Here is a 23,172-nt window from a genome sequence, read left to right as displayed (position 1 = left end):
TGCTGAGGGTCTCATCTATCCCGAGGGAAGGCACCTGTCAGGTGAAGAGTACCGGAACACGACCGAAGATCATCGTCAGTAGCGATGGACGTGGCGTGGTCGGCCACGCGGGTGCCCGTTTGCTGGCCGACATCGCGGACGTAACCGGGTTGACCGGCGGGTTCAGCGAGGCCCTGGCCAGGCTGCGGCAGCGGCAGGGCGGGCATGACCCGGGTCGGGTCGCCGTGGACCTCGCGGTGATGATCGCCGACGGTGGTGAGGCGATCAGCGATCTGGCGGTGCTGCGGGACCAAGCGGGGCTGTTCGGCGCGGTCGCCTCGGATCCTACCGCGTGGCGGGTGCTGTCTGGTGTGGATGATGCTGTTCTGGCCAGGCTGCGGATGGCCCGCGCTGCCGCGCGGGAGTTGGCGTGGGCGCAGTCGGCCGAGACCCGCGACGGGCTGCCGGTGTCGATGGCGGCTGGTGCGCCGGTGTCTGGGCTGGTGCTGGATCTGGACGCCTCGATCGTGATCTGCCACTCGGAGAAGGAGCAGGCGTCCAAGACGTGGAAGAAGACCTTCGGATATCACCCGTTGTTCTGCTTCCTGGACAACACCCGGGAGGCGTTGTCCGGGCTGCTGCGCGCCGGGCGGGCGGGGTCGAACACCACCGCCGATCACATCAGCGTTCTCGACGACGCCCTGGCGCAGATCCCCGACGTCCACCGGTACGGCACCGACATCCTCGTCCGCTCGGATTCGGCCGGCTGCACGTACGGGTTCCTGCGCCATATCCGGTCGTTGCGTGAGCACGGTATGAACACGTTCTTCTCCGTCGGGGTGGCCATCGGGGAGGCGATCCGCGACGCGATCAAGCAGGCTGCGGGGCACCCCGAGCAGTGGGTACCGGCCCTGAACGCCGACGGCCAGCCACGCGACGGCGCCCAGGTATGCGAGATCACCGGCCTACTACCGGCCGACCTGCGGGCCAACTACCCCGACGGCACCCGGTTCATCGTGCGCCGGGAACGCCCGCACCCCGGCGCACAACTGTCGCTGTTCGACACCATCGAAGGCTTCCGCCACCAGGTGATGGCCACCGACACCGGCCCCGGCAACGGATCCATCCAGCATCTGGAGGCCCGCCACCGCGCTCACGCCCGCGTCGAGGACCGCATCCGCACGGGCAAGGACACCGGGTTCGGCCGCTTCCCATCCCGGGTGTTCGCCATCAACGCCGCCTGGCTGGAACTCGCCTTGTGCGCCATCGACCTGCTTGCCTGGACCCAACACCTGCTGCTCGACGGCGACCTCGCCACCGCCGAACCCAAGACACTGCGCTACCGACTGCTGCACGTCGCCGCCCGCATCACCCGCTCGGCCCGCCGCACGAAGCTGCGCATCGCCGAAGGCTGGCCCTGGGCCGACCAGCTCGTCACCGCGTTCGACCGGCTGGCCGTGCTGCCCCAGCCCGTCACCTGAACCCCAACCCCACGCCCCGACGAGTACCCCCATGGAGGAACCCGGCCACCGCGTCGGGTCCTCGCCGTGCCCATACCCCGATCGATCACCAAATGAAGATCAACAAATGCAAACAGGGCCTTGATCAACAGTTAGCGAAAGACTGAGGCTAGTCGCTCCGCCGTTGAACTGGACTCGATCACCGTTCCGGCAGCCGGCCGAGAGTCGCCGCCAACCGGCTACCGGATGGCGTGGTCAATCGTTCACCGGGGGCGGTGCCGGTCGAGGTGACCCGGCCACGCGATCTCTTCGAGGAACTCCTCGACGGCGACCACCACCCTGCCCAGAACCGCGATCGACTCGGTGAGCGGCCCGGGCACGTACAAACCGTGATCCCCCTGGTCTATCTCCAGGACGTGGGGCGACAGCCGACGAGCTGACGCGCCGTCCCAGAACCCGTCCGTGGTGCCACCGACGAGGAGGAACGGTGCGGTCGCCCGGCCCAAGGCCGCGGTCACCCAGGGCAGGGTGAGCAACGGAGTAAGCCACACCGCGGGTAGAGACCTCTCCGCGGCGAGGACCGCCGCGACTGTTCCGAGGGACTTGCCGATCAACAGCGGCCGACCGCCGACGGCGTCGAGCACCGGGACCAACTCCCCGCGCACCCAGCCCTCGCTCTCGGGCCCGGAATACCGGGGCCCTCTTGCGACCAGTCGTGTCGATGGACGGTCGCGCCTCTCCGCTCGGCGGCGTCGCCGCCGTACATGAGCAGTGGAGCGCCTGGTCCATAGCGGGAACCGGGAATCACGACAGCGTCTGCCACGTCGGAACCTTACCGAGTCCGTGACCGAACACGTCGAGCGTGTGAGCCTCTGTCGCGGCGGACAGCCGTCGCCAGCCTCGTCGGCGACGCTCGCCGTAACGGGATTCACGACGGGTCCGTTCCGGGCGGGCGCCCTCGACGGCGCGGTTGTCAACGGGTCTCGGACGGCGTCGTCACCCGGCGCCCGTCCTCCGGCTCCCGGCGGCCCTCGCGGCGCACGCCTGACCAAACGAAAACCAGACCTGCGCTGACCACGGTGGCATACTCGGTCGCCATGGTGCTGTCGCGTGGCTGGGCGCTCTTTCTCGCCGGGGTCGGTGTGTGGACCTGGGTGATCTGGCCGCGATTCGCCGTCGCCATCTGGCAGGACCCACGCTCCTGGTCGACGGGTGTGGTCGCCGATCCGCCGGTGACGAGCTTCCTGTGGATCCACGCCCTGCTGGTTGGTGGGTCGCTCGCGATCGGCACCGCGGTCGGTGCGCTCGGCGTGTGTGCCCTGCGCTCCCTCCGCCGTTCCTCGGCCTCCTGACGCGGCTCGTGCGCACTGGTCCGTAGCCGTTGTGGTGTTCGGTTCACCGGCCGGTCTGAGGTGGTTTCGCGCGCGGGATCGTCCACGCACCGGTGGTCGGCGAGGTGTGACGCGGACTGCTCGCCACGGATTTGACGTTCAAACCGCAGACGCGTAACTTTCTCTCTGCCAGCGCGGAACGGGGCAAACAGGGCAAAGAACCTGAGCCACGGATCGAGCTGGCCGGGGTCGACGAGGACTACTCCTCCGTGGCCCCGCCGGGCGGTGCTCGCCGGATCTGCCGGGAGGCGGATTTGGTGGGGCGGAACCGACCGGGTAACGTTTACGGCCGGCAGGGCACCGGGCGAGCCAGCGGGAGACCGTTGCGGCCGGTTCTGTCGGAATCCGACGGTCAAGCGTGGCTGTAGCTAGCTGCGTGCGGCCATCGGGACCAACCCGTACGAAGCATGACAGACCGGGACACACGGTTTGACACGGCGGATACGGTGAGGTAACGTAGTAAAAGTGCTCACCGCGAGAGTGGTGGGTGGGAGCGGTTGCCCCGGGTGGGTTCCTACGGTGTGGGGGCTTGGCGGTGTGTGGTTGTTCTTTGAGAACTCAACAGGGTGCTTGATAAGCCAGTGCCAATTTTTTGTTCCGGGCTGGGTGGGCTGTGGTCTGTCTGGTTCGGGTTTTTTTTGGCAACTTTTTTGTTGCTGGGATGGATTGTTCGACAGGTTTTTGTTGGAGAGTTTGATCCTGGCTCAGGACGAACGCTGGCGGCGTGCTTAACACATGCAAGTCGAGCGGAAAGGCCCTTCGGGGTACTCGAGCGGCGAACGGGTGAGTAACACGTGAGCAACCTGCCCTAGGCTTTGGGATAACCCCGGGAAACCGGGGCTAATACCGGATATAACCTCTGGTCGCATGATCTGGGGGTGGAAAGTTTTTCGGCTTGGGATGGGCTCGCGGCCTATCAGCTTGTTGGTGGGGTGATGGCCTACCAAGGCGACGACGGGTAGCCGGCCTGAGAGGGCGACCGGCCACACTGGGACTGAGACACGGCCCAGACTCCTACGGGAGGCAGCAGTGGGGAATATTGCACAATGGGCGGAAGCCTGATGCAGCGACGCCGCGTGAGGGATGACGGCCTTCGGGTTGTAAACCTCTTTCAGCAGGGACGAAGCGTGAGTGACGGTACCTGCAGAAGAAGCGCCGGCCAACTACGTGCCAGCAGCCGCGGTAAGACGTAGGGCGCGAGCGTTGTCCGGATTTATTGGGCGTAAAGAGCTCGTAGGCGGCTTGTCGCGTCGACTGTGAAAACCCGTGGCTCAACTGCGGGCCTGCAGTCGATACGGGCAGGCTAGAGTTCGGTAGGGGAGACTGGAATTCCTGGTGTAGCGGTGAAATGCGCAGATATCAGGAGGAACACCGGTGGCGAAGGCGGGTCTCTGGGCCGATACTGACGCTGAGGAGCGAAAGCGTGGGGAGCGAACAGGATTAGATACCCTGGTAGTCCACGCTGTAAACGTTGGGCGCTAGGTGTGGGGGGCCTCTCCGGTTCTCTGTGCCGCAGCTAACGCATTAAGCGCCCCGCCTGGGGAGTACGGCCGCAAGGCTAAAACTCAAAGGAATTGACGGGGGCCCGCACAAGCGGCGGAGCATGCGGATTAATTCGATGCAACGCGAAGAACCTTACCTGGGTTTGACATGGCCGCAAAACCGGCAGAGATGTCGGGTCCTTCGGGGGCGGTCACAGGTGGTGCATGGCTGTCGTCAGCTCGTGTCGTGAGATGTTGGGTTAAGTCCCGCAACGAGCGCAACCCTTGTTCGATGTTGCCAGCGCGTTATGGCGGGGACTCATCGAAGACTGCCGGGGTCAACTCGGAGGAAGGTGGGGATGACGTCAAGTCATCATGCCCCTTATGTCCAGGGCTTCACGCATGCTACAATGGCCGGTACAATGGGCTGCGATACCGTGAGGTGGAGCGAATCCCAAAAAGCCGGTCTCAGTTCGGATCGGGGTCTGCAACTCGACCCCGTGAAGTCGGAGTCGCTAGTAATCGCAGATCAGCAACGCTGCGGTGAATACGTTCCCGGGCCTTGTACACACCGCCCGTCACGTCACGAAAGTCGGCAACACCCGAAGCCGGTGGCCCAACCCTTGTGGAGGGAGCCGTCGAAGGTGGGGCTGGCGATTGGGACGAAGTCGTAACAAGGTAGCCGTACCGGAAGGTGCGGCTGGATCACCTCCTTTCTAAGGAGCGCCATTCGTCGAAGGACGGTATGGAGCCTCGTGGCCCGCGGATGTCGGGTTGGGGTGCTCGTTTGGCGGAGACACTGGTGAGTTTTCCTCGGCAACGGTCGGGTTCTTCTAGTACTGCCAGCTTTCGGGTTGGTGTGGAACGGGGGTCCTGGTGCGGCTGGGGGAGGTGGAAGGCACCCTGTTGGGTCCTGAAGGAACAACCTGTGGTTGTTGTCTTCGGTGTTGTTGTCTCATCTTTCGGGGTGGGGTTGGTTGCCAGGCATGGCTTGGTCTCGCATACCGCTGGCGGTTGTCGGGTTTGGTGTGGGGCTGTGGGTTGTGGGTTGGTCGTTTGTTGAGAATTGCACAGTGGACGCGAGCATCTTTGTGGTCAAGTTGTCAAGGGCGGACGGTGGATGCCTTGGCACCAGGAGCCGATGAAGGACGTGGGAGGCCGCGATAGGCCTGGGGGAGCTGTCAACCGAGCTGTGATCCCAGGGTGTCCGAATGGGGGAACCCGGCACCAGTCATGTGGTGTCACCTGCACCTGAACTCATAGGGTGTGTGGAGGGAACGCGGGGAAGTGAAACATCTCAGTACCCGTAGGAAGAGAAAACAATAGTGATTCCGTGAGTAGTGGCGAGCGAAAGCGGATTGAGGCTAAACCGGCTGCGTGTGATACCTGTCAGGGGTTGCGTGGTCGGGGTTGTGGGACCCTGCTGGACATGCTGACACGTGTTCGAGGAGTTACAAAGCCAGTTGCTAGCCGAACAGTCTGGGAAGGCTGACCGTAGGCGGTGATAGTCCGGTAGGTGAAAGTGGCTGGTCTTCTGTGGGTGTTCCCGAGTAGCGGCGGACTCCTGAAATCTGCCGTGAATCTGCCAGGACCACCTGGTAAGCCTGAATACTTCCTGGTGACCGATAGCGGACGAGTACCGTGAGGGAATGGTGAAAAGTACCCCGGGAGGGGAGTGAAATAGTACCTGAAACCGTTCGCCTACAATCCGTCGGAGCCTTGCGGGGTGACGGCGTGCCTTTTGAAGAATGAGCCTGCGAGTTAGTGGCATGTGGCGAGGTTAACCCGTGTGGGGGAGCCGTAGCGAAAGCGAGTCTGAATAGGGCGTTTGAGTCGCGTGTCCTAGACCCGAAGCGGAGTGATCTAGCCATGGGCAGGCTGAAGCGCGGGTAAGACCGCGTGGAGGGCCGAACCCACCAACGTTGAAAAGTTGGGGGATGACCTGTGGTTAGGGGTGAAAGGCCAATCAAACTCCGTGATAGCTGGTTCTCCCCGAAATGCATCTAGGTGCAGCGTCGTGTGTTTCTTGCCGGAGGTAGAGCACTGGATGGTCTAGGGGGCCCACAAGCTTACCGAAATCAGCCAAACTCCGAATGCCGGTAAGTGAGAGCGCGGCAGTGAGACTGCGGGGGATAAGCTTCGTAGTCGAGAGGGAAACAGCCCAGATCACCAGCTAAGGCCCCTAAGCGTGTGCTAAGTGGAAAAGGATGTGGGGTCGCATAGACAACCAGGAGGTTGGCTTAGAAGCAGCCACCCTTTAAAGAGTGCGTAATAGCTCACTGGTCAAGTGGTTCCGCGCCGACAATGTAGCGGGGCTCAAGCACACCGCCGAAGCTGTGGCATTCACACGTGTACTTCGCATTGTCCCTTTGTGGGTGGTGTGCAGGTGTGTGGGTGGGTAGGGGAGCGTCGTGTCGGGGGTGAAGCAGCCGAGTGATCGAGTTGTGGACGCGGCACGAGTGAGAATGCAGGCATGAGTAGCGAAAGAAGGGTGAGAAACCCTTCCGCCGGATGACCAAGGGTTCCAGGGCCAGGTTAATCCGCCCTGGGTGAGTCGGGACCTAAGGCGAGGCCGAGAGGCGTAGTCGATGGACAACGGGTTGATATTCCCGTACCCGCGAAGGAGCGACCCTGATGAACCTCGTTGTGCTAACCACCCGAGCTGTGTGAGGTCTTCGGACTGATCGTGGGGAGCGTGGGAACCTGGCGGGTAGTAGTCAAGCGATGGGGTGACGCAGGAAGGTAGCTGAGCCCGGCCGGTGGTTGTGCCGGGGTAAGCGTGTAGGCTGTGTCGTAGGTAAATCCGCGGCGCGTGAAGGCTGAGACGTGATGCCGAGCCGATTCAGGTGAAGTCAGTGATCCTATGCTGTCGAGAAAAGCCTCTAGCGAGTTCCGAGCGGCCCGTACCCCAAACCGACACAGGTGGTCAGGTAGAGAATACCGAGGCGATCGGGCGAACTGTGGTTAAGGAACTCGGCAAATTGCCCCCGTAACTTAGGGAGAAGGGGGGCCGGAGACGTGAAGCCCCGCGCGGGTGGAGCGTTGTATGGCCGCAGAGAGCAGGGGGAAGCGACTGTTTACTAAAAACACAGGTCCATGCGAAGAAGTAATTCGATGTATATGGACTGACGCCTGCCCGGTGCTGGAACGTTAAGGGGACCTGTTAGCTCTTCGGGGCGAAGCGGAGAACTTAAGCGCCAGTAAACGGCGGTGGTAACTATAACCATCCTAAGGTAGCGAAATTCCTTGTCGGGTAAGTTCCGACCTGCACGAATGGCGTAACGACTTCCCCACTGTCTCAACCACAGGCCCGGCGAAATTGCATTACGAGTAAAGATGCTCGTTACGCGCGGCAGGACGGAAAGACCCCGGGACCTTTACTATAGCTTGACATTGGTATCCGAATTAGCTTGTGTAGGATAGGTGGGAGCCGGTGAAGCTCATACGCCAGTATGGGTGGAGGCAATCTTGAAATACCACTCTGGTTGGTTTGGGTATCTAACTTCGGACCGTTATCCGGTTCAGGGACAGTGTCTGGTGGGTAGTTTAACTGGGGCGGTTGCCTCCTAAAGGGTAACGGAGGCGCCCAAAGGTTCCCTCAGCCTGGTTGGCAATCAGGTGTTGAGTGCAAGTGCACAAGGGAGCTTGACTGTGAGACTGACGGGTCGAGCAGGGACGAAAGTCGGGACTAGTGATCCGGCACTGGCATGTGGAAGCGGTGTCGCTCAACGGATAAAAGGTACCCCGGGGATAACAGGCTGATCTTCCCCAAGAGTCCATATCGACGGGATGGTTTGGCACCTCGATGTCGGCTCGTCGCATCCTGGGGCTGTAGCAGGTCCCAAGGGTTGGGCTGTTCGCCCATTAAAGCGGTACGCGAGCTGGGTTTAGAACGTCGTGAGACAGTTCGGTCCCTATCCGCCGTGCGCGTAGGATACTTGAGAAGGGCTGTCCCTAGTACGAGAGGACCGGGACGGACGAACCTCTGGTGTGCCAGTTGTCCCGCCAGGGGCACGGCTGGTTAGCTACGTTCGGAAGGGATAACCGCTGAAAGCATCTAAGCGGGAAGCTCGCTTCAAGATGAGGTATCCCGCCCACTCTTCGGGGTGGGTAAGGCCCCCAGCTAGACGACTGGGTTGATAGGCCGGAAATGTAAGCCCGGTAACGGGTTCAGTTGACCGGTACTAATAGGCCGAGGACTTGACCTACAAAGCTGCTACGCGTCCACTGTGCAACTCTGGACAAACGAACAACGCCCGCTGGTGGGAACTGGCTGGTTCGTGTTGTTTGATATGTCGATAGAGTTACGGCGGTCATGGCGGAGGGGAAACGCCCGGTTACATTCCGAACCCGGAAGCTAAGCCCTCCAGCGCCGATGGTACTGCACCTGGGAGGGTGTGGGAGAGTAGGACACCGCCGGACAATCTTTCCGTTCAGGGCCACCCGTATGGGTGGCCCTGAACGCGTTTCCGCACCACGAAACCACACCAACCCCGGCTTCTGTCTCACCCCAACACGCCACCCGCGCGACCCGGGGGCATCCCGATGGCCCTGCATGCTGGGAGCCAGCATGCGTGGCGGGTGTGACCGGGGCCGCGAAATCGTCCGCGCCGATCTGCCGCAACGGCTCCTCTGCCGGCAGGATCGTCACCCTCCGTCGCGCGGGCGCCCGCGCCGCGTTGCCCGACGGGGCTCAGTAGAACCGGCCCGACCGACTGCAGCTCGGCGGCGATAGGCAGGGGCGCGTGCCTGGCGGACGGCGGGGCGCGAGATGGACCCACGGAAAGCCCGCCGGCCTCCTGGCCGGCGGGGCGGAGCGGGCGCGGGAGGGCGGTCAGGACGGCTCCGGGGCGCAGATGAAGCGTGGTTCGGCGCCGTAACGCCAGGTGAACTTCTCCCGCTTGACCACCTTGCCGTCCTTCCGGAAAACCCGGAAGGCGTCCTGGGTGAAGCCCTCACTGCCGCCCGCGGCGATGCAGGTTGGGCCCGGTTTGAGGTAAACCGTCTTCGGTGTGGTCATGTTGCGACGAGGGGTGTACTCCGTCTTCACGCTGTCCCAGATCTTGGTACTCCAGATCGAGACCGTGATGGTGCTCGACGTGTAGGACGTGTCGATCAGGATCCCGTAGTCGGTGTTGTTACGAAACTTGAAGTCCAGGTTGGGATAGAAAATGGTCGACTCGATGACGGCCGGGTAGCGGCTGAAATAGTACGAGTGCGGCTTGTGCTCGACGTCCTCCAGCCCGGCGTAGTAGGTCGCGTTGAACAGCGTGGTGGTGAACTGGGAGACACCGCCACCCACCCCGGGCACCAGCTTCCCGTTGAGAATGACCGGCGCGTCCTGGTACCCCTGGGCGTAGCCGCGCTCACCGGTGTGCTTGTTGAGCGAGAAAGTCTCGCCGGGCAGCACCAGGGTGTTGTCGACTTCCTTGGCGGCGGTGACGATGTTCTGACCCGGATCCGCGGATAGGGATATGCCACCGCGTGGCATAGATGAACGGATGCCTTGCCAGCAGGGACGATTGGGGTTGTCGAGACACCAATCCGCCGCTGTGGGAAGGACACCCGTTCGGTGAAGAAGATACCTGGTTTGGCAGGTCGTGTCCGTGTTGGCGCACCGGACGCGTCGCTGACGCCGGTCTCGGGTGTGGTGGCGGTGGCCGAGTTGGTCGGCCGGCTGGGCGTGACCGCCGCGCTGGACGACGCCGTGGGCCGAATCAAGCAGCGGGATCGAGGATTGTCCGGCGGAGAGTTCCTGGTCGCGGTGGCGCAGGCGCAGATGTGCGGCGCGCAGTTTTGGGTGGGTCTGGATCGCCGCCGCGCCGATACGGCGGGTGAGGCGTTGTCCGCGGTGCCCACGCCGGCGGCGAGCACCGCGGTGGAGTTGGCGTCTCGGTTCGGTCCGGCGCAGGTGGCTGGTATCGAGGAAGGCATCGGGGAGATCGCCTGCCGGGTTGTCGGTTTGCTGCCGGCCGCCCGGCGGGCGGTGCTGCGCACCGGTGGGGCCACCATCGACCTGGACGGCACCGACGTCGAGGTGTACGGGGCCAAGAAGGAAGGGATCGCCTACAGCTACAAGGGCGCCCGGGCCGGGCGCCCGCACGTGGCCACGTGGGCGGAGGCCGGGGTGGTGACCGCCGCGGACCTCCTCGCCGGTGATGAAGACCCCCGCCCGGGAGCGGGCTCGCTGATCGAACGCAGCGTGGCCACCCTCAACGCGGCCGGGGTCACCGCCCGGCCGAAGGTCCGCGGCGATGTGGGCTACTTCGCCAAGGACATCGCGCAGGCCGCGGTGGAGGCCGGCTGCGACTTTTCCCTCGGAGTGACCCGCAACCCCGCGGTCTGGCGAGCCGCGGCCGCGATCCCCGACGATGCATGGCGCAAAGCCGAACGGATGAAAGGCGCCCAGGTCGCCGTGTGCGACTACGCACCGGCCGGCTGGCCACCCGCCACCATGACCGTGGTGCGGCGGGTCAAGGTCCACGCTACCGATATCTCGGCCGACCCACGCGCCCGCCGCCGGCGCACCATCCCCAAAGCTCAACTCACGCTCGCCCTGGACGGCCTGGTCGGGCACGTGTACGCGTACTCGTTCATCGCCACCAACCTGGATGTGTCCACCCCGGCGAAGACGGTCGCGGTGGAGGCCTGGCACCGGATGCGCACCGACATCGAAGATCGCATCCGGGATGCCAAGCACGGCGCCGCGCTGCGGCACCTGCCCTCCGGCAGCCGGGCGGCCAACACGGTGTGGATGTGGGGGGCGCTGCTGGCCGTCAACCTGTCCGCCTGGCTGCAGGAACTGGCCGGCCTCGACGACGGCGACGGACGAGGCCGCAACCACCTCGGCACCCTGCGCCACCGGCTGATCACCGTGCCCGCCCGGCTGGTCCGCCACGCCCGGCAGGTCACCCTACGGCTACCCCCGAGGCAACAGTTACTGGCTCAGGTCCTGGCCCGGCTCCGCCGGCTACCCATCTGGACCTGACCACTCGGCCCATCGGCCATGTCCCAGCCCACGGAGACCAGCGAACCCGGCGCCACCCGGGAAACCGGCATGCCCACCCACCGAAACACCACACCACCCATCGCCTATCACCGATGCGTAGCGATCACGCCTCCGCTATCCGTGGATCCGGGTCTGACTGCGCGGCGAGGAGAGCCCGCCGGGAAAGCGGGTGGTGAACGTGGAGACCCGCTCCTTGATACCTAGCCTGGCCAGCTTCTCGGTGGTCAGTTCCGGCTGCGCCGGCTTCAGCGTGCCCGTGACCTTGCGGCCGTTCGTCAGGGGCAGGACCGCCAGCAGGGCCTCCCCGAGCGTCGTGGTCTCCAACTGCTGCCCGACCTTGCCGTTTATGATCTTTGGCTTGCCGCCGGTGAGGGTCATCCGCGCGTTCTGCGGGGGCACCTCGACCTTGGTCAGGTCGCCGCCGAGGGCTGCGCGGAGCCGCTTGACGTCCACCTGCGCGGTCAGCTTGCCGACCTTGTCTGCGCTGAACCGCAGGCTTGCGGCGATGGCCTTCGGCGGAATCGACAACGAGCCCTTGTCCGTGGTGAGCGTGACCGGCGCGGCCACCGCGGGCTTCGCCAGCTCGGTCACCATCCGGTCCACCTCCTCGGCGGTCGTCACCGGGTGGGTCTCGACCAGGGGCACGGTCACCGGCTGACCGCTCAGCCAACCTTCCCGCACCGCCTGCGCCGAACGCTCCGAGTCGAGGGAGACGCTGGGTTTCGGATGGACCGCCTTCGGGGTGAGCCCGCTCCAGGTGATCCCCGGCATGGTCATCTTGCCGCCCTGGTCCCCCAGGATCCTCTTGAGCGCCGCGTCGAGTCGGGCAGTGTCCACGGTCACCACGGGCCGCACGGACCGGGCACCGAGCAGCCGGTCGACCGCGTGTGCATCCGCCGCCGCAGCGGTCGCCACGGTGGCGTCGACGTCGACCGCGAGGCCTACGTCGACCGGATTGATCTCGGCGCTGCGCTCGCCGACGCCCACGGTCAGCGGGGCGGTGAGTTCCACCGCGCGTCGGTCGAGCTCCGCGCGGAGCTCGCGAGCCGCGTCCACCCGGCTCCGGCCGCCGAGTTCGGCGCCGAGCACCGTCGTGCCCCGCGGCACGTCGCCGGCGTACGCGTACGCACCGATCCCGGCCGCGGCGGCGAGCACCACCGCGGCGAGGCCCGCGGCGAGCAACAGGCGGGTGCGCCGGGACCGCGTCCCGTCGCGCCGCGGACCGGATGGCTCTGGCTCCTCAACCGGCCACCGCACCGCGGTCACCTGCACGGTCGGCCTGTCGTCGGCGGGTGGCGTCTTCTTGCCGTACAGCGTCACAGTCACCTCGGAAGGGGGCATACCACACGGGGCGGATCTCCCGGGTGGAAGACAACTACGGTAACCAACGCATCGGTAGCGCGGCAGCCTGCGCCCCGGCCGGTCCGGTTCCGGGCGGCGCTACCTCACCCGGTCGTCGCGCGCGATCGGCGGCGTCAGACGGTGGCATGTCGCGGGCGGACGCGGCGGTCCCGGCGTACGGCGGCGGTTGGGCGGACCGGGCGGGGCATCCCATCCACCGGCCGCTGCGCACAGGTTCGTTATGGAATCGTAATTCGTCGATGTCTTGGCTACCTGCCGTCATTGCCGGGCACCGGATCGCCCCTTTTAGAGATACTTGCGGTTTACAAAATCTCTCTTTCCGTCAATGGCCTGTGACGGCGTGGTGTCACGCGGTCATCCTCCTGTTACTGGCAGGTAATCGGGGCCTTGTGACGTGGGCCTCAGGGGTGCACCATCATCGCACGTTCGTTACCTGCCGGTAACAGGTGACGCGGCCCGGTGTTGGCCGCTACCTCCGCCGACCGGCCGCCCCGCGCGACATCCACCCTAGGAGGGACCCCGTGCAGGATCGGTTCGACAACCCGGGTCGTACCCGGTGGCGGCGCTTCGCCGCGCTCATGGTGCCGGCGACGGCTGTCGCCGGCGCGATCGTGTTCGGCATGTCCAACGGCGCGATCGCCGCCTCGTTCGCCGTCTCCGGCCAGACCTTCAAGGTCTCCGCCACCGAGCTGAGTGGCACGGGCTTCGTCCAGTACGGCGGCATCGCCCAGGAGGAGGACGGCACGCCGCACCCGGTGGCGGTGTCCGGCATCCGCGACGCCAAGCTCTACGACCTGTGTCAGTCGGTCAAGGTGCCCGGCGCGCCGGTGGTCTTGACGATCAACGCTGGCGGGGGCGGCAAACCGGCCACCGCGAACGAGCTGCTGATCGACATGGACCTGCTCGAGGGCGACGCCGAGTTCAGAAACATCAACATCGGTCAGGATGCGTCCACCCTGACCGGCGGCCCGACGGGCGCCGTCGGTGAGAAGAAGTCCTTCGGCCAGCAGTCCGACACGGTGGTCATCAAGAACGTGCGTCAGGTTGCGCGTTCCACCCATGCTGGCACGTTCAACCTGACCGGGCTGAGGCTCAAGGTCAACGTCGGCGCGGACGCCAAGGAATGTTTCTGAGCTGAGCATCGGGCCCGCGGAGGGCACGCTCCGCGGGCCCTGCCCGGCCCCGATCCTCACTCCGCCAGGAGGCGTACGTGACAACCGCCGAACCGCAGCACGTCCGGCCCGGTCGTCTCCGCGAGACCTGGCGCGGTTTCCGCCGGTGGCGCCGCGCCCACCCGTTCTGGGGAGGCCTGCTCATCGCCTTGGCCGGCCTGGAGATCTTCGGGACCACCCAGATGGCGCTCGGTGGTCTCTCCTTCCAGATGGGACCCACGGGGTTTCTCTCCTGGCTGATCCCCACCATCCTGGTGACCTGCGGCCTGCTGATCTGGTTCAGTCCGCAGCACCGGATCTTCTACGCCGTGGTGGCTGTGGTCACCGCCCTCTTCTCGCTGATCGGGGTGAACCTCGGCGGCTTCTTCGTCGGTTTCCTGCTCGGCACCGTGGGCGGCTCCCTGGCCTTCGCCTGGACTCCGGATCCCGGTAGGCCCGAACCGTCCGCCGGCCCGGAGGGCGCTGACGCCGCCGCACCGGACGGGCCGACATCGTCGCACACCGCGCCCGCCGGCCCTGGCCACCAACCTCTCACGCTTGTCGAGGACCTGACAGCGGGCGGCGCCCCCCGGCCAGCGGGGCCGCTGCACGAGGCCTCGCCCTGCTCGCCGGAGGCTGATCCGCCCGTGCCCGGACCGCGTGACCCGCGGCTGCTCGTGGTGCTGCTCGGGTTGGTTGGGCTCGCTGCTGCGGGAGTGCTCGCCGCGCCTGGGACGGCCCGCGCCACCATCTCGGCGGGGTGGGCCGTCGTGGCCCCCCGGGGATGTCCGTCCCGACCGTGTGCCCGACACGGCCTGCGGAGTTGACGAGCCCGAGCCGGTCGCCGACATCGCGCCCGATCGGCTCCCCCCCGGCGAGCCCCGGTGCGGACGCCGACGAGGACGACGGCAACATCATCACCGATGTCCTGGAGGCAATCGGCGACCTGTTCGGAGGCGGGGACGACGAGGAGAACGAGCAGGTGACCGCCTCGCCGTCGCCGTCCGCGACCCCCGCCGGGGGACCCACCGCGACCGGCGCACCCAGCCCCCGACCCGCCCTGTCCCGCTGCGCCACCCCGACCCTGAGCCCCACCCCCACCCCGACCCCGACCGTGAGCCCCACCCCGACCCCGGGGGCGACCCAGCCCCCGACCCCGGCCCCGACACCGAGCGGCGCCGTCGAGGCGGGCGAGCCGCTGCCGCGGATCGCCGCCGACCCGGGGCAGCCCGTGGTGAACGCGACGCCGTCGAAACTGACCGGATCGAAGGTGACCATGACCGGGCTGCGGTTCGACGGCATCGTGGACCTGCCTACGGCCGAGGGCACGCTCAGGGCATTGAAGTTCAGCATGGCGCGGGCGGTCACCGACGACTTCCTGCTCCAGGTGCCCGATCCGGCCGGCCGGACCATGCGCTTCGCCACCGAACGGCTGACCGTGCAGGGGAACGTGGACTTCTACGCCACCCGCTTCGTCGGTCGGCTGTTGGGCATCAAAATCATCCTGACGCCGGACCTGCCCCTACCCGACGGCGTCCCGATCACCCTACCGATCCCGATCACCTTCATCGACCCGGTGATTGACCTGGCCTTCATCGCCAGCGACACGTTGACCGCCAAGCCGACGCTACGGCTGACCCTGGACTGAAATCGCTCCACCACCACCGGGTGCGGGGCCGGCTTCCCACCGGCCCCGCACCGCCCGGACGGGCCGACTCGTCGGGTGCTGTCGACGCCCCGGCGTGTCCCGTGGCGAGGGGGGCTCCCGCCTAGAGCCGGGCGAGCGCCCGGCGGAGCGGATCCAGCCCGAGGGAGCCGAGGTCGAGCGCCTGCCGGTGGAACTCCTTCAGGTCGAAGCCGGCCCCCTTGCGGGCCTGCGCGTCGTTCCGGGCCTGCAACCAGATTCGCTCACCGACCTTGTAGGACGGTGCCTGCCCCGGCCAGCCCAGGTAGCGGTTCAGCTCGAAGCGCAGGTTCTCGTCCGGCACCCGGCAGTGGGCCCGCATGAACTCCCAGCCCAGCTCCGGCGTCCACCGTTCGCCGGGGTGGAAACCGAACGGGTTGTCGACGGGAATCTTCAACTCCAGGTGCATCCCGATGTCGACGATCACCCGGGCGGCCCGGAACGCCTGGCCGTCCAACATGCCGAGCTTGTCGCCCGCGTCCTCCAGGTAGCCCAGCTCGTCCATCAGCCGTTCCGCGTACAGGGCCCAGCCCTCGCCGTGTCCGGACACCCAGCAGAGCAGCCGCTGCCAGCGGTTCAGCTTCTCGGCGCGGACCGCCGTCTGCGCGACCTGCAGGTGGTGGCCCGGCACGCCCTCGTGGTAGACGGTGGTGACCTCACGCCAGGTGGAGAAGTCGGTGATGCCCTGCGGCACCGCCCACCACATCCGGCCCGGCCGAGAGAAGTCCTCGCTCGGGCCGGTGTAGTAGATGGCGCCGTCACTCGTCGGGGCCAGGCAACACTCGATCCGGCGCACCTGTTCGGGGATGTCGAAGTGGCTGCCCTGCAGCCCGCTGATCGCCTTGTCGGCGAGCGCCTGCATCCAGTCACGGAACGCCTCCTTGCCCTGGATGGTGCGGGCCGGATCGGCGTCGAGTGCCGCCACCGCCTCGTCGACGGTCGCGCCGGGCCCGACGATCCGGGCGGCCACCGTCCGCATGTCGGTCTCGAGCCGAGCCAGCTCCGCGAACCCCCAGGCGTACGTCTCGTCGAGGTCGACCCGCGCGCCGAGGAAGTACTGCGATGCCAGCTCGTAGCGCTCCCGGCCGGCGGCCTGCCGCTCCCGGCCGAGCGGGGCCAGCTCGGTACGGAGGAACTGGCCGAACCCGGCCGTAGCCGCGGTGGCGGCCGCCGCGCCGCGGCGCAGCTCGGCACCGAGGGTGCCCTCCTCGTCCAGCCGCTCGACGAGCCCGTGGAAGAAGTTGTCGCCGTCCGGGGCCACCCAGACGTCGCACTGCTTCGCGACCTCCAGCAGCTGCGCCCGTGCGCTGACGTGGCCGGTCGCGGCCGCCTGCCGAAGGGTGGTCTTGTAGTCCTCCAGCGCGCCGGCGAAGCGGTTGAGCCGGGCCGCGATGTTGACCCGTGCCTCCTCGCCGGCGGTAGGCATCAGGTCGAAGACCGAGCGGACGTCGTGCAGGCCGCTGGTGATGACGCTGACCTCGGTACCGACCTCTCCCGCCTCGTAGCGGGCAAGGTCGAGGCCGAGCCGTTCCTGCATGGCCTCCTTGGCAGTGCGTTCCGACTCCGATTCCGGCTCGGTCACGTCGAGGTCGGCGAGAGTCCGCCGGGTCAGGTCGGCGCGGGCCGCGTACCCGTCGGGCGACAGGTCGTCGAGCTGGTCGTCGTAGCCGGCGATGCCGACGTAGGTCGCGCCGGTCGGGCTCAGCGTGGCCCAGTCGGCCACGTGGCGATTGGCCATGTCATCGATTTGTCCCACGGTGCGACCCTACGTGACCGTCCGGCTCGGTTGTCGACCGTGTTTGTGGTCTTCGGGGGGCGGTTCGGACCGCACGGCAAGGTCTGGAGGCGTCGCTGCTGTGGCGGCCAACACCACGGCTGAAAAGCGCGCGATTTCGTCGCGCCCCTACGGCAGAGTGTCAGGGGTGACAGTCGACTTCACTCCTGACCGGGCGGCACTACGTAGCTGGCTTCCCGGCTTCCTCGCGCTGGCCGCGATCTGGGGTTCCAGCTTTCTGTTCATCAAGGTCGGGGTGGCGGAGCTGCACCCGCTCCAGCTCACCTTCTACCGCGTCGCCGCGGGGGCGCTGACGCTGCTCGTCGTGCTGTTGGTGCTGCGCGACCGGCTGCCTCGCGAGCCGCGGGTGTGGGCCCACCTCTTCGTGATCGCGGCGATCGGCGTGGTGGTGCCGTTCACCCTCTTCGGCTACGGCGAGCGGCGGGTCGAGTCCATGCTGGCCGGAATCTGGAACGCCACCACCCCGCTGGTGGTGCTGCCGATGGCGGTACTGGTCTTTCGCACCGAGCGGCTGACAGCGCGCCGGGCGGCCGGTCTGGGGCTCGGCTTCGCCGGGGTGCTGGTGGTGCTCGGGGTCTGGGAGGGCGTCGGCGGGTCGCACTTCACCGGCCAGCTGATGTGCTTCGGCGCGGCGGCCTGCTACGGCATCGCCATCCCGTACCAGAAGAAGTACATCGCCGGCAGCGCGCACTCGGGACTCTCGCTCTCCGCGGCCCAACTGTTGGTCGCGGCGGCGCAGCTGGCGGTCGTCACGCCGCTGGTCGCCGGGGTTCCGCCGGCGCCGACCTCGCTGTCGCCGGAGGTGGCGGCCAGTGCCCTCGCGCTGGGCGCGCTCGGCACCGGGCTGGCCTTCGTCATCCACCTTCGCAACATCCGGGTGGCCGGGGCGAGCACCGCCTCCACGGTGACATACCTGATCCCGGTCTTCGCGGTGCTGATCGGCGCGCTGGTGCTCGACGAGCGGCTGACCTGGCACCAGCCGGTCGGCGCGCTGGTGGTGCTCCTCGGCGTTGCCGTCACGCAGGGCCTGGTCGGTCGGCGCCGACCGGCGGCGGTCACCGACGGCCCAGCGGCCGTGCCCGCCGCCGAGCCCGCCGTGCCGGGCAGGGCATCCTCCTGACGCCAACCCCTGATGGGCAGGCCCGTCTCCTAATACTGCAACGGCGGGTCGTAGCTTCGGGTGCTGATCATTCGTTGGTTGGTTGTGGTGGATGCGCGGGTGGTCGGGTCGTGGGATGCCGGGTTGGAGGAGTTGTTCTTCCGGTTCGCGCATCGGTTTGAGCGGGTGGAGCCGCGGCGGCGGGCATGGGCGTATGTGCGGGGGCTACTGGCACCGTTGGAGCGGCGTAACGGCTGGACCCTCGCGGAGCAGGCTGGGCATGTGTCGCCGGACGGGTTGCAGGGCATGTTGTGCAGCGCGGCGTGGGATCGGGACGCGGTCCGCGATGACGTGCGCGATTACGTGGTGGACCAGATCGGCGATGCGGCCGGGGTGCTCATCGCTGACGAGACGGGGTTCGTCAAGAAGGGCCGTGCGTCGGCGGGGGTCCAACGGCAGTATTCGGGTACGGCGGGCAAGACCGAGAACTGCCAGATCGGCACGTTCCTGTGCTACGCCACGCCGCGGGGTCGGGCGTTGATCGATCGGGAGTTGTACCTGCCCAAGTCGTGGACCGGTGATCGGGACCGGTGCCGGCGCTCGGCGATCCCGGACGCCGTCGGGTTCGCGACCAAGCCGCAGCAGGCGCAGGCCATGCTGGAGCGGGCGGTCACCGCGGGGGTGCCGTTTTCGTGGTTCACGGCCGATGAGGCCTACGGGCAGAACCCTGGCCTGCGGGGCTGGTTGGAGGATCGGGACATCGCGTACGTGATGGCCACCCGACGCGACGATCGGGTGCCCTCCGGGCTGCACACCACCACCGGTGTCGACGAGCTGATCGGCAGGGTGCGTGCGGGCGCGTGGCAACGACTGTCGTGTGGTGACGGCGCGCACGGGCCGCGCCGCTACGACTGGGCTCGGCTGCCGATCCGCCGCACCTTTGCCCACGGCCGCCGCGGCTGGGTCCTGGCCCGACGCTCGATCACGGATCCCGGCGACATCGCCTACTACGTCTGCTTCGGCCCCCGCGGCACCCGACTACGCGACCTGGTGCGGGTCGCCGGTAGCCGTTGGTCGGTGGAGGAATCGTTCCAGACCGCGAAGAACGAGGTCGGCCTGGACCAGTACCAGGTCCGCCGCTACGACGCCTGGTACGCCCACATCACCCTCGCGATGGCCGCCGCCGCGTTCCTCGTCGTCACCCGCGCCCTCGAAGCCGCAAAGGGGGCACCACCGCAAACGAGCGCAGCCAGATCCCGCTGAGCAGCAACGAAATCCGCCGCCTGTTCGCCCACCTCGTCCTGACCACCCGCCGTCGAGCCGACCACATCCTGCGCTGGTCCGACTTCCGCCGTCGCCGCCAGGAACAAGCCCGAGCCGCCCACTACCGCAAACGACTCAAACCGCCATAAGTCACGACCCGCCGTTGCAGTATTAACGGTCCGCGGCCCAGTCGACGAGGCGCTGCGCCGGCCAGGTGTTCACCACCTGGTCGGCGGTCACGCCGCAAGCGGCGGCGCGTTCGCAGCCGAAGCGCTGCCAGTCGAGCTGCCCCGGGGCGTGCGCGTCGGTGTTGATGGCGAAGACGCAGCCAGCCTCCAGTGCCCGCCGAATCAACCGCTTCGGTGGGTCCTGCCGCTCTGGCCGGGAGTTGACTTCCACTGCGACGCCTCGCTCAGCGCAGGCCGCGAAGACGGCGTCCGCGTCGAAGTCGCTCTCGCGTCGGGTACGCGGCCGGTGCGCCCGATCGCCCGGCCCGGTCACGCCAGCCGGCCGGGAGGACACCATCCGGCCCGTGCAGTGACCGAGGATGTCCAGGTGCGGGTTGGCGACCGCCGCCAGCATCCGGCGGGTCATCTTTCCACGCTCGTCGTTGAGGCCGCTGTGCACCGAGCCGACCACCACGTCGAGCCGGGCCAGCAGCTCCTCGTCCTGGTCCAGCGAGCCGTCGGCGAGGATGTCCACCTCGATGCCGGTGAGGATCCGGAACCCCCCGGGAAGCGCCTCGTTCAGCCTCGCGACGTGGTCGAGTTGGCGGCCCAGCCGGTCGGCGGTGAGGCCCCGGGCCACCTTCAGACGGGGCGAGTGGTCAGTCAGCACCAGGTACTCGTGGCCCAGCTCGGCGGCGGCGAGCGCCATCTCCTCGATCGGCGAGCCGCCGTCTGACCAGTCCGAGTGGGTGTGGCAGTCACCGCGCAGGGCGGTGCGCAGGACGGTCGCCTCCGCCCCCAGGTCGGCCCCCTCGGTGGCAACCAGCCGGCGCAGATAGACCGGCTCCTCGCCGGCGAGGGACTCGGCGACGCAGCGGGCGGTGACGTCGCCGACCCCGGACAGCTCGGTGAGCTTGCCGGTACCCGCCCGTTCCGCCACCTCCGTCGCCGGCAGCGCGGCCAGCGCGGCCGCGGCCGCGCGAAAGGCGCGGACCCGGTAGGTGGCCTCGTTGGCCCGCTCCAGCAGGAAGGCGATCCGGCGCAGGTCGGCGATGGGATCCCGGGCGGTCATGCCCTGCAACCTACGCGCCCACGCCGCCGGTCGGGGGACGGACCACGCCTGGACTCCGCCTCGCACCGCCCCAGATCCATGCGGCAGACGTATGCCCAGATCCATGCGGCAGACGCATGACGTCCCGCAACGTCACGTCCTGGATGTGCAGACCCTAGCGGGTGTGCGGCGCCCTCGGGCAGCCGTGCCGACGGCGCCAGGCAGACACCTCGGCCGAGGGTGCCCGGTCCACGCCGCGCCGCCAGGCGTCCAGATAGGGCGCCGGCCAGACCACCCCTCGCCGGATCCACCAGTCGTTCCTGCCGGTGCACGGCGGTGAGACACCGAAGTGCAGGTGGCACACGTTGTTCGCGTTGCCGGTGCGGCCCACCGTTCCGAGCTGCTGGCCGGCGCGGACCCGGACACCGGAGTCGATCCCGGCGGTGACCTCGGTCAGGTGCGAGCCGTAGTAGCGCACCCCGTCGTCGCCGAGCAGCGAGACGGACAACCCGCCGTTCCACGGCCCGAGGGGCCCGCGTCGGTCGAACCGATCCACCCGGCTGACCTCCAGGACCGTCCCCTCGGTGACCGCCACGACCGGCTCGCCGCAGTCGGCGAAGATGTCCGTACCGGGGTAGACCGAGTGGGTCGGGTGGTAGGCGATCGAACGGGCGCGTACCGGAAAGACATGCCGGAGCGCGGCGCGGGTCGCCGCCGCCGACGGGCCGGCCGAGGTCGGGGCCTGGGCGGGGCCGGAGGTCGGTGTACCCGGCTGGACGGCCGTGGGCAGACCGGTGGGCCGGTCGGCCACCGCCCCCGGCCGGGTCGTCGCGCAGCCGGCCGTCAGCGCCGACACGAGCAGCAGCAGGACCAGGTACGCCGGGCGGCGGCCGGTCGGTGGCGGGGGCATCAGGCAATCCTGACAGACCGGTACGGTGACCACGAGGGGCTTACGTACCGGGGAGCGACCGTGACAGCCGATCCGAACGACGGGTTCCGCCCGCGCAACCCGTCGGGGCTGTTCCCGGCCGGGCCGCCCGCGCGGCCCACCTACCGCGAGCCGCATCCCGTCTCCGGGGCGGGGGTGGCGCTGGGTGGTGTCGGCGCCGCGGTCTGGCTGCTGTTGTTTGGACTACTCGGCACGAGCGTCCGGACGTACGCCTGGTGGACCGTCGTGGCCGGCGGCCTCGCCTGGCTGGTAGCCCTCCTTCTGGTGCGCCTCGGTGACCGGGGCGTGGGCACCGGGATCGCCATCGTCACCGGCGGCGGATCCAGCATCGCGGCGGCGATCGTCGCGACCTGCTGGGCGACCAGTGGCGACTGGCCGCTCTGGTGAGGTTGCCGTCCGTCGTCGGCTGGCTGCGCAGCGAATCACGCCTTGACGCGGTGGCGCTGCTGACGCACTCTCGGCGGTATGGCCTGGACCACTCCGCGGCTCGACCCTGAGCGCCGCCGCCGCCGCCTGCAACTCCTCGCCGAGTTGACCGGTGCGCGGGCGGTACGCCAGCGGGAGCGCCCGCAGCGCCTCCGCAGCCTACGTCTGCGGCAGCTCATCGCCACCCGGCGACGCCTCGCGGGTTGACTTTCCCGGGAACGGCCGGTCCGTCGGGGCGTTGACCGGTCGCCTGCCGATCAGACCGGCTAACGTGCACGCGTAACGGGCTGGCGTGCGGCGCCGAGGCAGTTTGGGGGGACCGTGTCGTATTTCGCTGCGGCGGTGGTGCGCGACGAGAGCGGCTGGACCGCCGCCGAGGTGAACCTTCGTGGCGTCACCGACGTCGACGATGTCGCCGAACGGTTGCGTGACGTCGACACGGACGCCGACCTTTCGCTGCTCTTCGTCGAGGCGGAGGACGCGTACCTGGTGATCCTGCGTCTTGACGAGGGCGAGGACCTGCGGATCTTCGGCTCGGACTCGGCGTACGCGGAGGAGTCCCGCCTGGGCGCGCTGCTGGTGGGGGACCTCAAGGCCTCGGTCACCGGGGTGGACGAGACCGAGGCGTCCCATCGAGCTGGCGGCGACGAGGACGGCGAGCAGCCGGCCGCCGATCCGGAGGCGGATCCGGTCGGGGACGCGGATCTCCTCGCCGACGTGGGCGTGCCGGCGACGAAGCTGCTTCCGCTCTGCGGGCACGAAGGCATGCTGCCGGCCGACGTCACCGCCGAGATCTGCACGCTGCTGGGCTGCGCCGACGAGGTCGAGGAACTGCGTGAGGTCTGACCCGGCGAGTTCGGATTCGGCTACCAGCGGGGAGCCGTTCCCGCCCGGCCCGATCGGGT

At 67.7% G+C, this 23,172-nt stretch carries 13 protein-coding genes, 3 rRNA genes and 3 pseudogenes; 13 read left to right on the top strand and 6 right to left on the bottom strand.

Annotated elements, in window-relative coordinates:
- Positions 1-41 precede the first annotated feature (41 nt).
- Positions 42-1,460, top strand: coding sequence for an IS1380 family transposase (locus tag QTQ03_RS18365; protein WP_502889681.1), 1,419 nt, complete (start codon positions 42-44; stop codon positions 1,458-1,460).
- A 242-nt stretch (positions 1,461-1,702) separates the two neighbouring features.
- Here the strand turns inward: QTQ03_RS18365 and QTQ03_RS18360 are convergent, their stop codons facing one another.
- Entirely contained in the window at positions 1,703-2,104 is a 402-nt protein-coding gene (locus QTQ03_RS18360; RefSeq protein WP_289279119.1) for an alpha/beta hydrolase, read from the bottom strand.
- 414 nt (positions 2,105-2,518) lie between these two features.
- Between QTQ03_RS18360 and QTQ03_RS18355 the strand changes: the two genes are divergently transcribed.
- From QTQ03_RS18355 to rrf, 4 genes are all read left to right on the top strand, one after another.
- A complete protein-coding gene (locus tag QTQ03_RS18355) occupies positions 2,519-2,791 on the top strand; it encodes an SCO4848 family membrane protein (RefSeq protein ID WP_353890598.1) in 273 nt (90 codons plus the stop codon).
- Positions 2,792-3,511: 720 nt separating this feature from the next.
- Positions 3,512-5,027 (top strand): 16S ribosomal RNA (locus tag QTQ03_RS18350).
- A 377-nt stretch (positions 5,028-5,404) separates the two neighbouring features.
- Positions 5,405-8,519, top strand: a 23S ribosomal RNA gene (locus QTQ03_RS18345).
- 97 nt (positions 8,520-8,616) lie between these two features.
- A 5S ribosomal RNA gene (gene rrf, locus QTQ03_RS18340) occupies positions 8,617-8,733 on the top strand.
- Together the 16S, 23S and 5S rRNA genes form the textbook arrangement of a ribosomal RNA operon.
- A gap of 412 nt (positions 8,734-9,145) precedes the next feature.
- Here rrf and QTQ03_RS18335 read toward each other — a convergent pair.
- Positions 9,146-9,781: pseudogene (locus QTQ03_RS18335) on the bottom strand (VanW family protein); the annotation flags it as partial.
- A gap of 102 nt (positions 9,782-9,883) precedes the next feature.
- Here QTQ03_RS18335 and QTQ03_RS18330 point away from each other — a divergent pair.
- Positions 9,884-11,299 carry an IS1380 family transposase gene (locus QTQ03_RS18330; protein WP_289277416.1) on the top strand — a complete coding sequence of 472 codons (1,416 nt, stop codon included), beginning with the start codon at positions 9,884-9,886 and terminating at the stop codon, positions 11,297-11,299.
- A 144-nt stretch (positions 11,300-11,443) separates the two neighbouring features.
- Here the strand turns inward: QTQ03_RS18330 and QTQ03_RS18325 are convergent.
- Positions 11,444-12,646 (bottom strand): annotated as a pseudogene (locus QTQ03_RS18325) (peptidoglycan binding domain-containing protein); the annotation flags it as partial.
- Between the two features lie 557 nt (positions 12,647-13,203).
- On the opposite strand from QTQ03_RS18325, the gene QTQ03_RS18320 reads away from it, so the two are divergent.
- Both QTQ03_RS18320 and QTQ03_RS18315 read left to right on the top strand, forming a co-directional pair.
- On the top strand, positions 13,204-13,815 hold the full coding sequence (locus QTQ03_RS18320) for a DUF6230 family protein (protein ID WP_289279118.1): 612 nt from the start codon (positions 13,204-13,206) through the stop codon (positions 13,813-13,815).
- Between the two features lie 77 nt (positions 13,816-13,892).
- Positions 13,893-15,481 (top strand): annotated as a pseudogene (locus QTQ03_RS18315) (DUF6114 domain-containing protein).
- Positions 15,482-15,602: 121 nt separating this feature from the next.
- On the opposite strand, the gene QTQ03_RS18310 reads toward QTQ03_RS18315, so the two are convergent.
- Positions 15,603-17,273 carry a DUF885 domain-containing protein gene (locus QTQ03_RS18310; protein WP_289279117.1) on the bottom strand — a complete coding sequence of 557 codons (1,671 nt, stop codon included), beginning with the start codon at positions 17,271-17,273 and terminating at the stop codon, positions 15,603-15,605.
- A gap of 166 nt (positions 17,274-17,439) precedes the next feature.
- Here QTQ03_RS18310 and QTQ03_RS18305 point away from each other — a divergent pair, with 166 nt between their 5' ends.
- A complete protein-coding gene (locus QTQ03_RS18305; protein WP_289279116.1) occupies positions 17,440-18,432 on the top strand; it encodes a DMT family transporter in 993 nt (330 codons plus the stop codon).
- Positions 18,433-18,531: 99 nt separating this feature from the next.
- Complete coding sequence (locus QTQ03_RS18300; RefSeq protein ID WP_289279559.1) at positions 18,532-19,674, top strand: IS701 family transposase; 1,143 nt, start codon at positions 18,532-18,534, stop codon at positions 19,672-19,674.
- Between the two features lie 171 nt (positions 19,675-19,845).
- Here QTQ03_RS18300 and QTQ03_RS18295 read toward each other — a convergent pair whose 3' ends face one another.
- Together QTQ03_RS18295 and QTQ03_RS18290 are read right to left on the bottom strand one after the other, a co-directional pair.
- Complete coding sequence (locus tag QTQ03_RS18295; protein ID WP_289279115.1) at positions 19,846-20,913, bottom strand: PHP domain-containing protein; 1,068 nt, start codon at positions 20,911-20,913, stop codon at positions 19,846-19,848.
- A gap of 154 nt (positions 20,914-21,067) precedes the next feature.
- On the bottom strand, positions 21,068-21,802 hold the full coding sequence (locus QTQ03_RS18290) for a M23 family metallopeptidase (RefSeq protein ID WP_289279114.1): 735 nt from the start codon (positions 21,800-21,802) through the stop codon (positions 21,068-21,070).
- Positions 21,803-21,862: 60 nt separating this feature from the next.
- On the opposite strand from QTQ03_RS18290, the gene QTQ03_RS18285 reads away from it, so the two are divergent.
- From QTQ03_RS18285 to QTQ03_RS18275, 3 genes are all read left to right on the top strand, one after another.
- Complete coding sequence (locus QTQ03_RS18285; protein ID WP_289279113.1) at positions 21,863-22,228, top strand: hypothetical protein; 366 nt, start codon at positions 21,863-21,865, stop codon at positions 22,226-22,228.
- A gap of 78 nt (positions 22,229-22,306) precedes the next feature.
- Positions 22,307-22,474 (top strand): hypothetical protein, encoded by a 168-nt coding sequence (locus tag QTQ03_RS18280; RefSeq protein ID WP_289279112.1) that lies wholly within the window; start codon positions 22,307-22,309, stop codon positions 22,472-22,474.
- 114 nt (positions 22,475-22,588) lie between these two features.
- The gene (locus QTQ03_RS18275) at positions 22,589-23,113 is read left to right on the top strand and encodes a tRNA adenosine deaminase-associated protein (protein ID WP_289279111.1); all 525 of its coding nucleotides are present in this window, start codon (positions 22,589-22,591) and stop codon (positions 23,111-23,113) included.
- Positions 23,114-23,172: the final 59 nt, after the last annotated feature.

Source organism: Micromonospora sp. WMMA1363 (assembly GCF_030345795.1).
GTDB lineage: Bacteria > Actinomycetota > Actinomycetes > Mycobacteriales > Micromonosporaceae > Micromonospora.
This window is presented reverse-complemented; position numbering and strand designations above follow the sequence as displayed.

What these genes read in the sequence shown, in the direction of transcription:
- QTQ03_RS18290 (WP_289279114.1), bottom strand. Translation starts at nt 21,802, where the DNA reads ATGCCCCCGCCACCGACCGGCCGCCGCCCGGCGTACCTGGTCCTGCTG.
- QTQ03_RS18280 (WP_289279112.1), top strand. Translation starts at nt 22,307, where the DNA reads ATGGCCTGGACCACTCCGCGGCTCGACCCTGAGCGCCGCCGCCGCCGC.
- QTQ03_RS18295 (WP_289279115.1), bottom strand. Translation starts at nt 20,913, where the DNA reads ATGACCGCCCGGGATCCCATCGCCGACCTGCGCCGGATCGCCTTCCTG.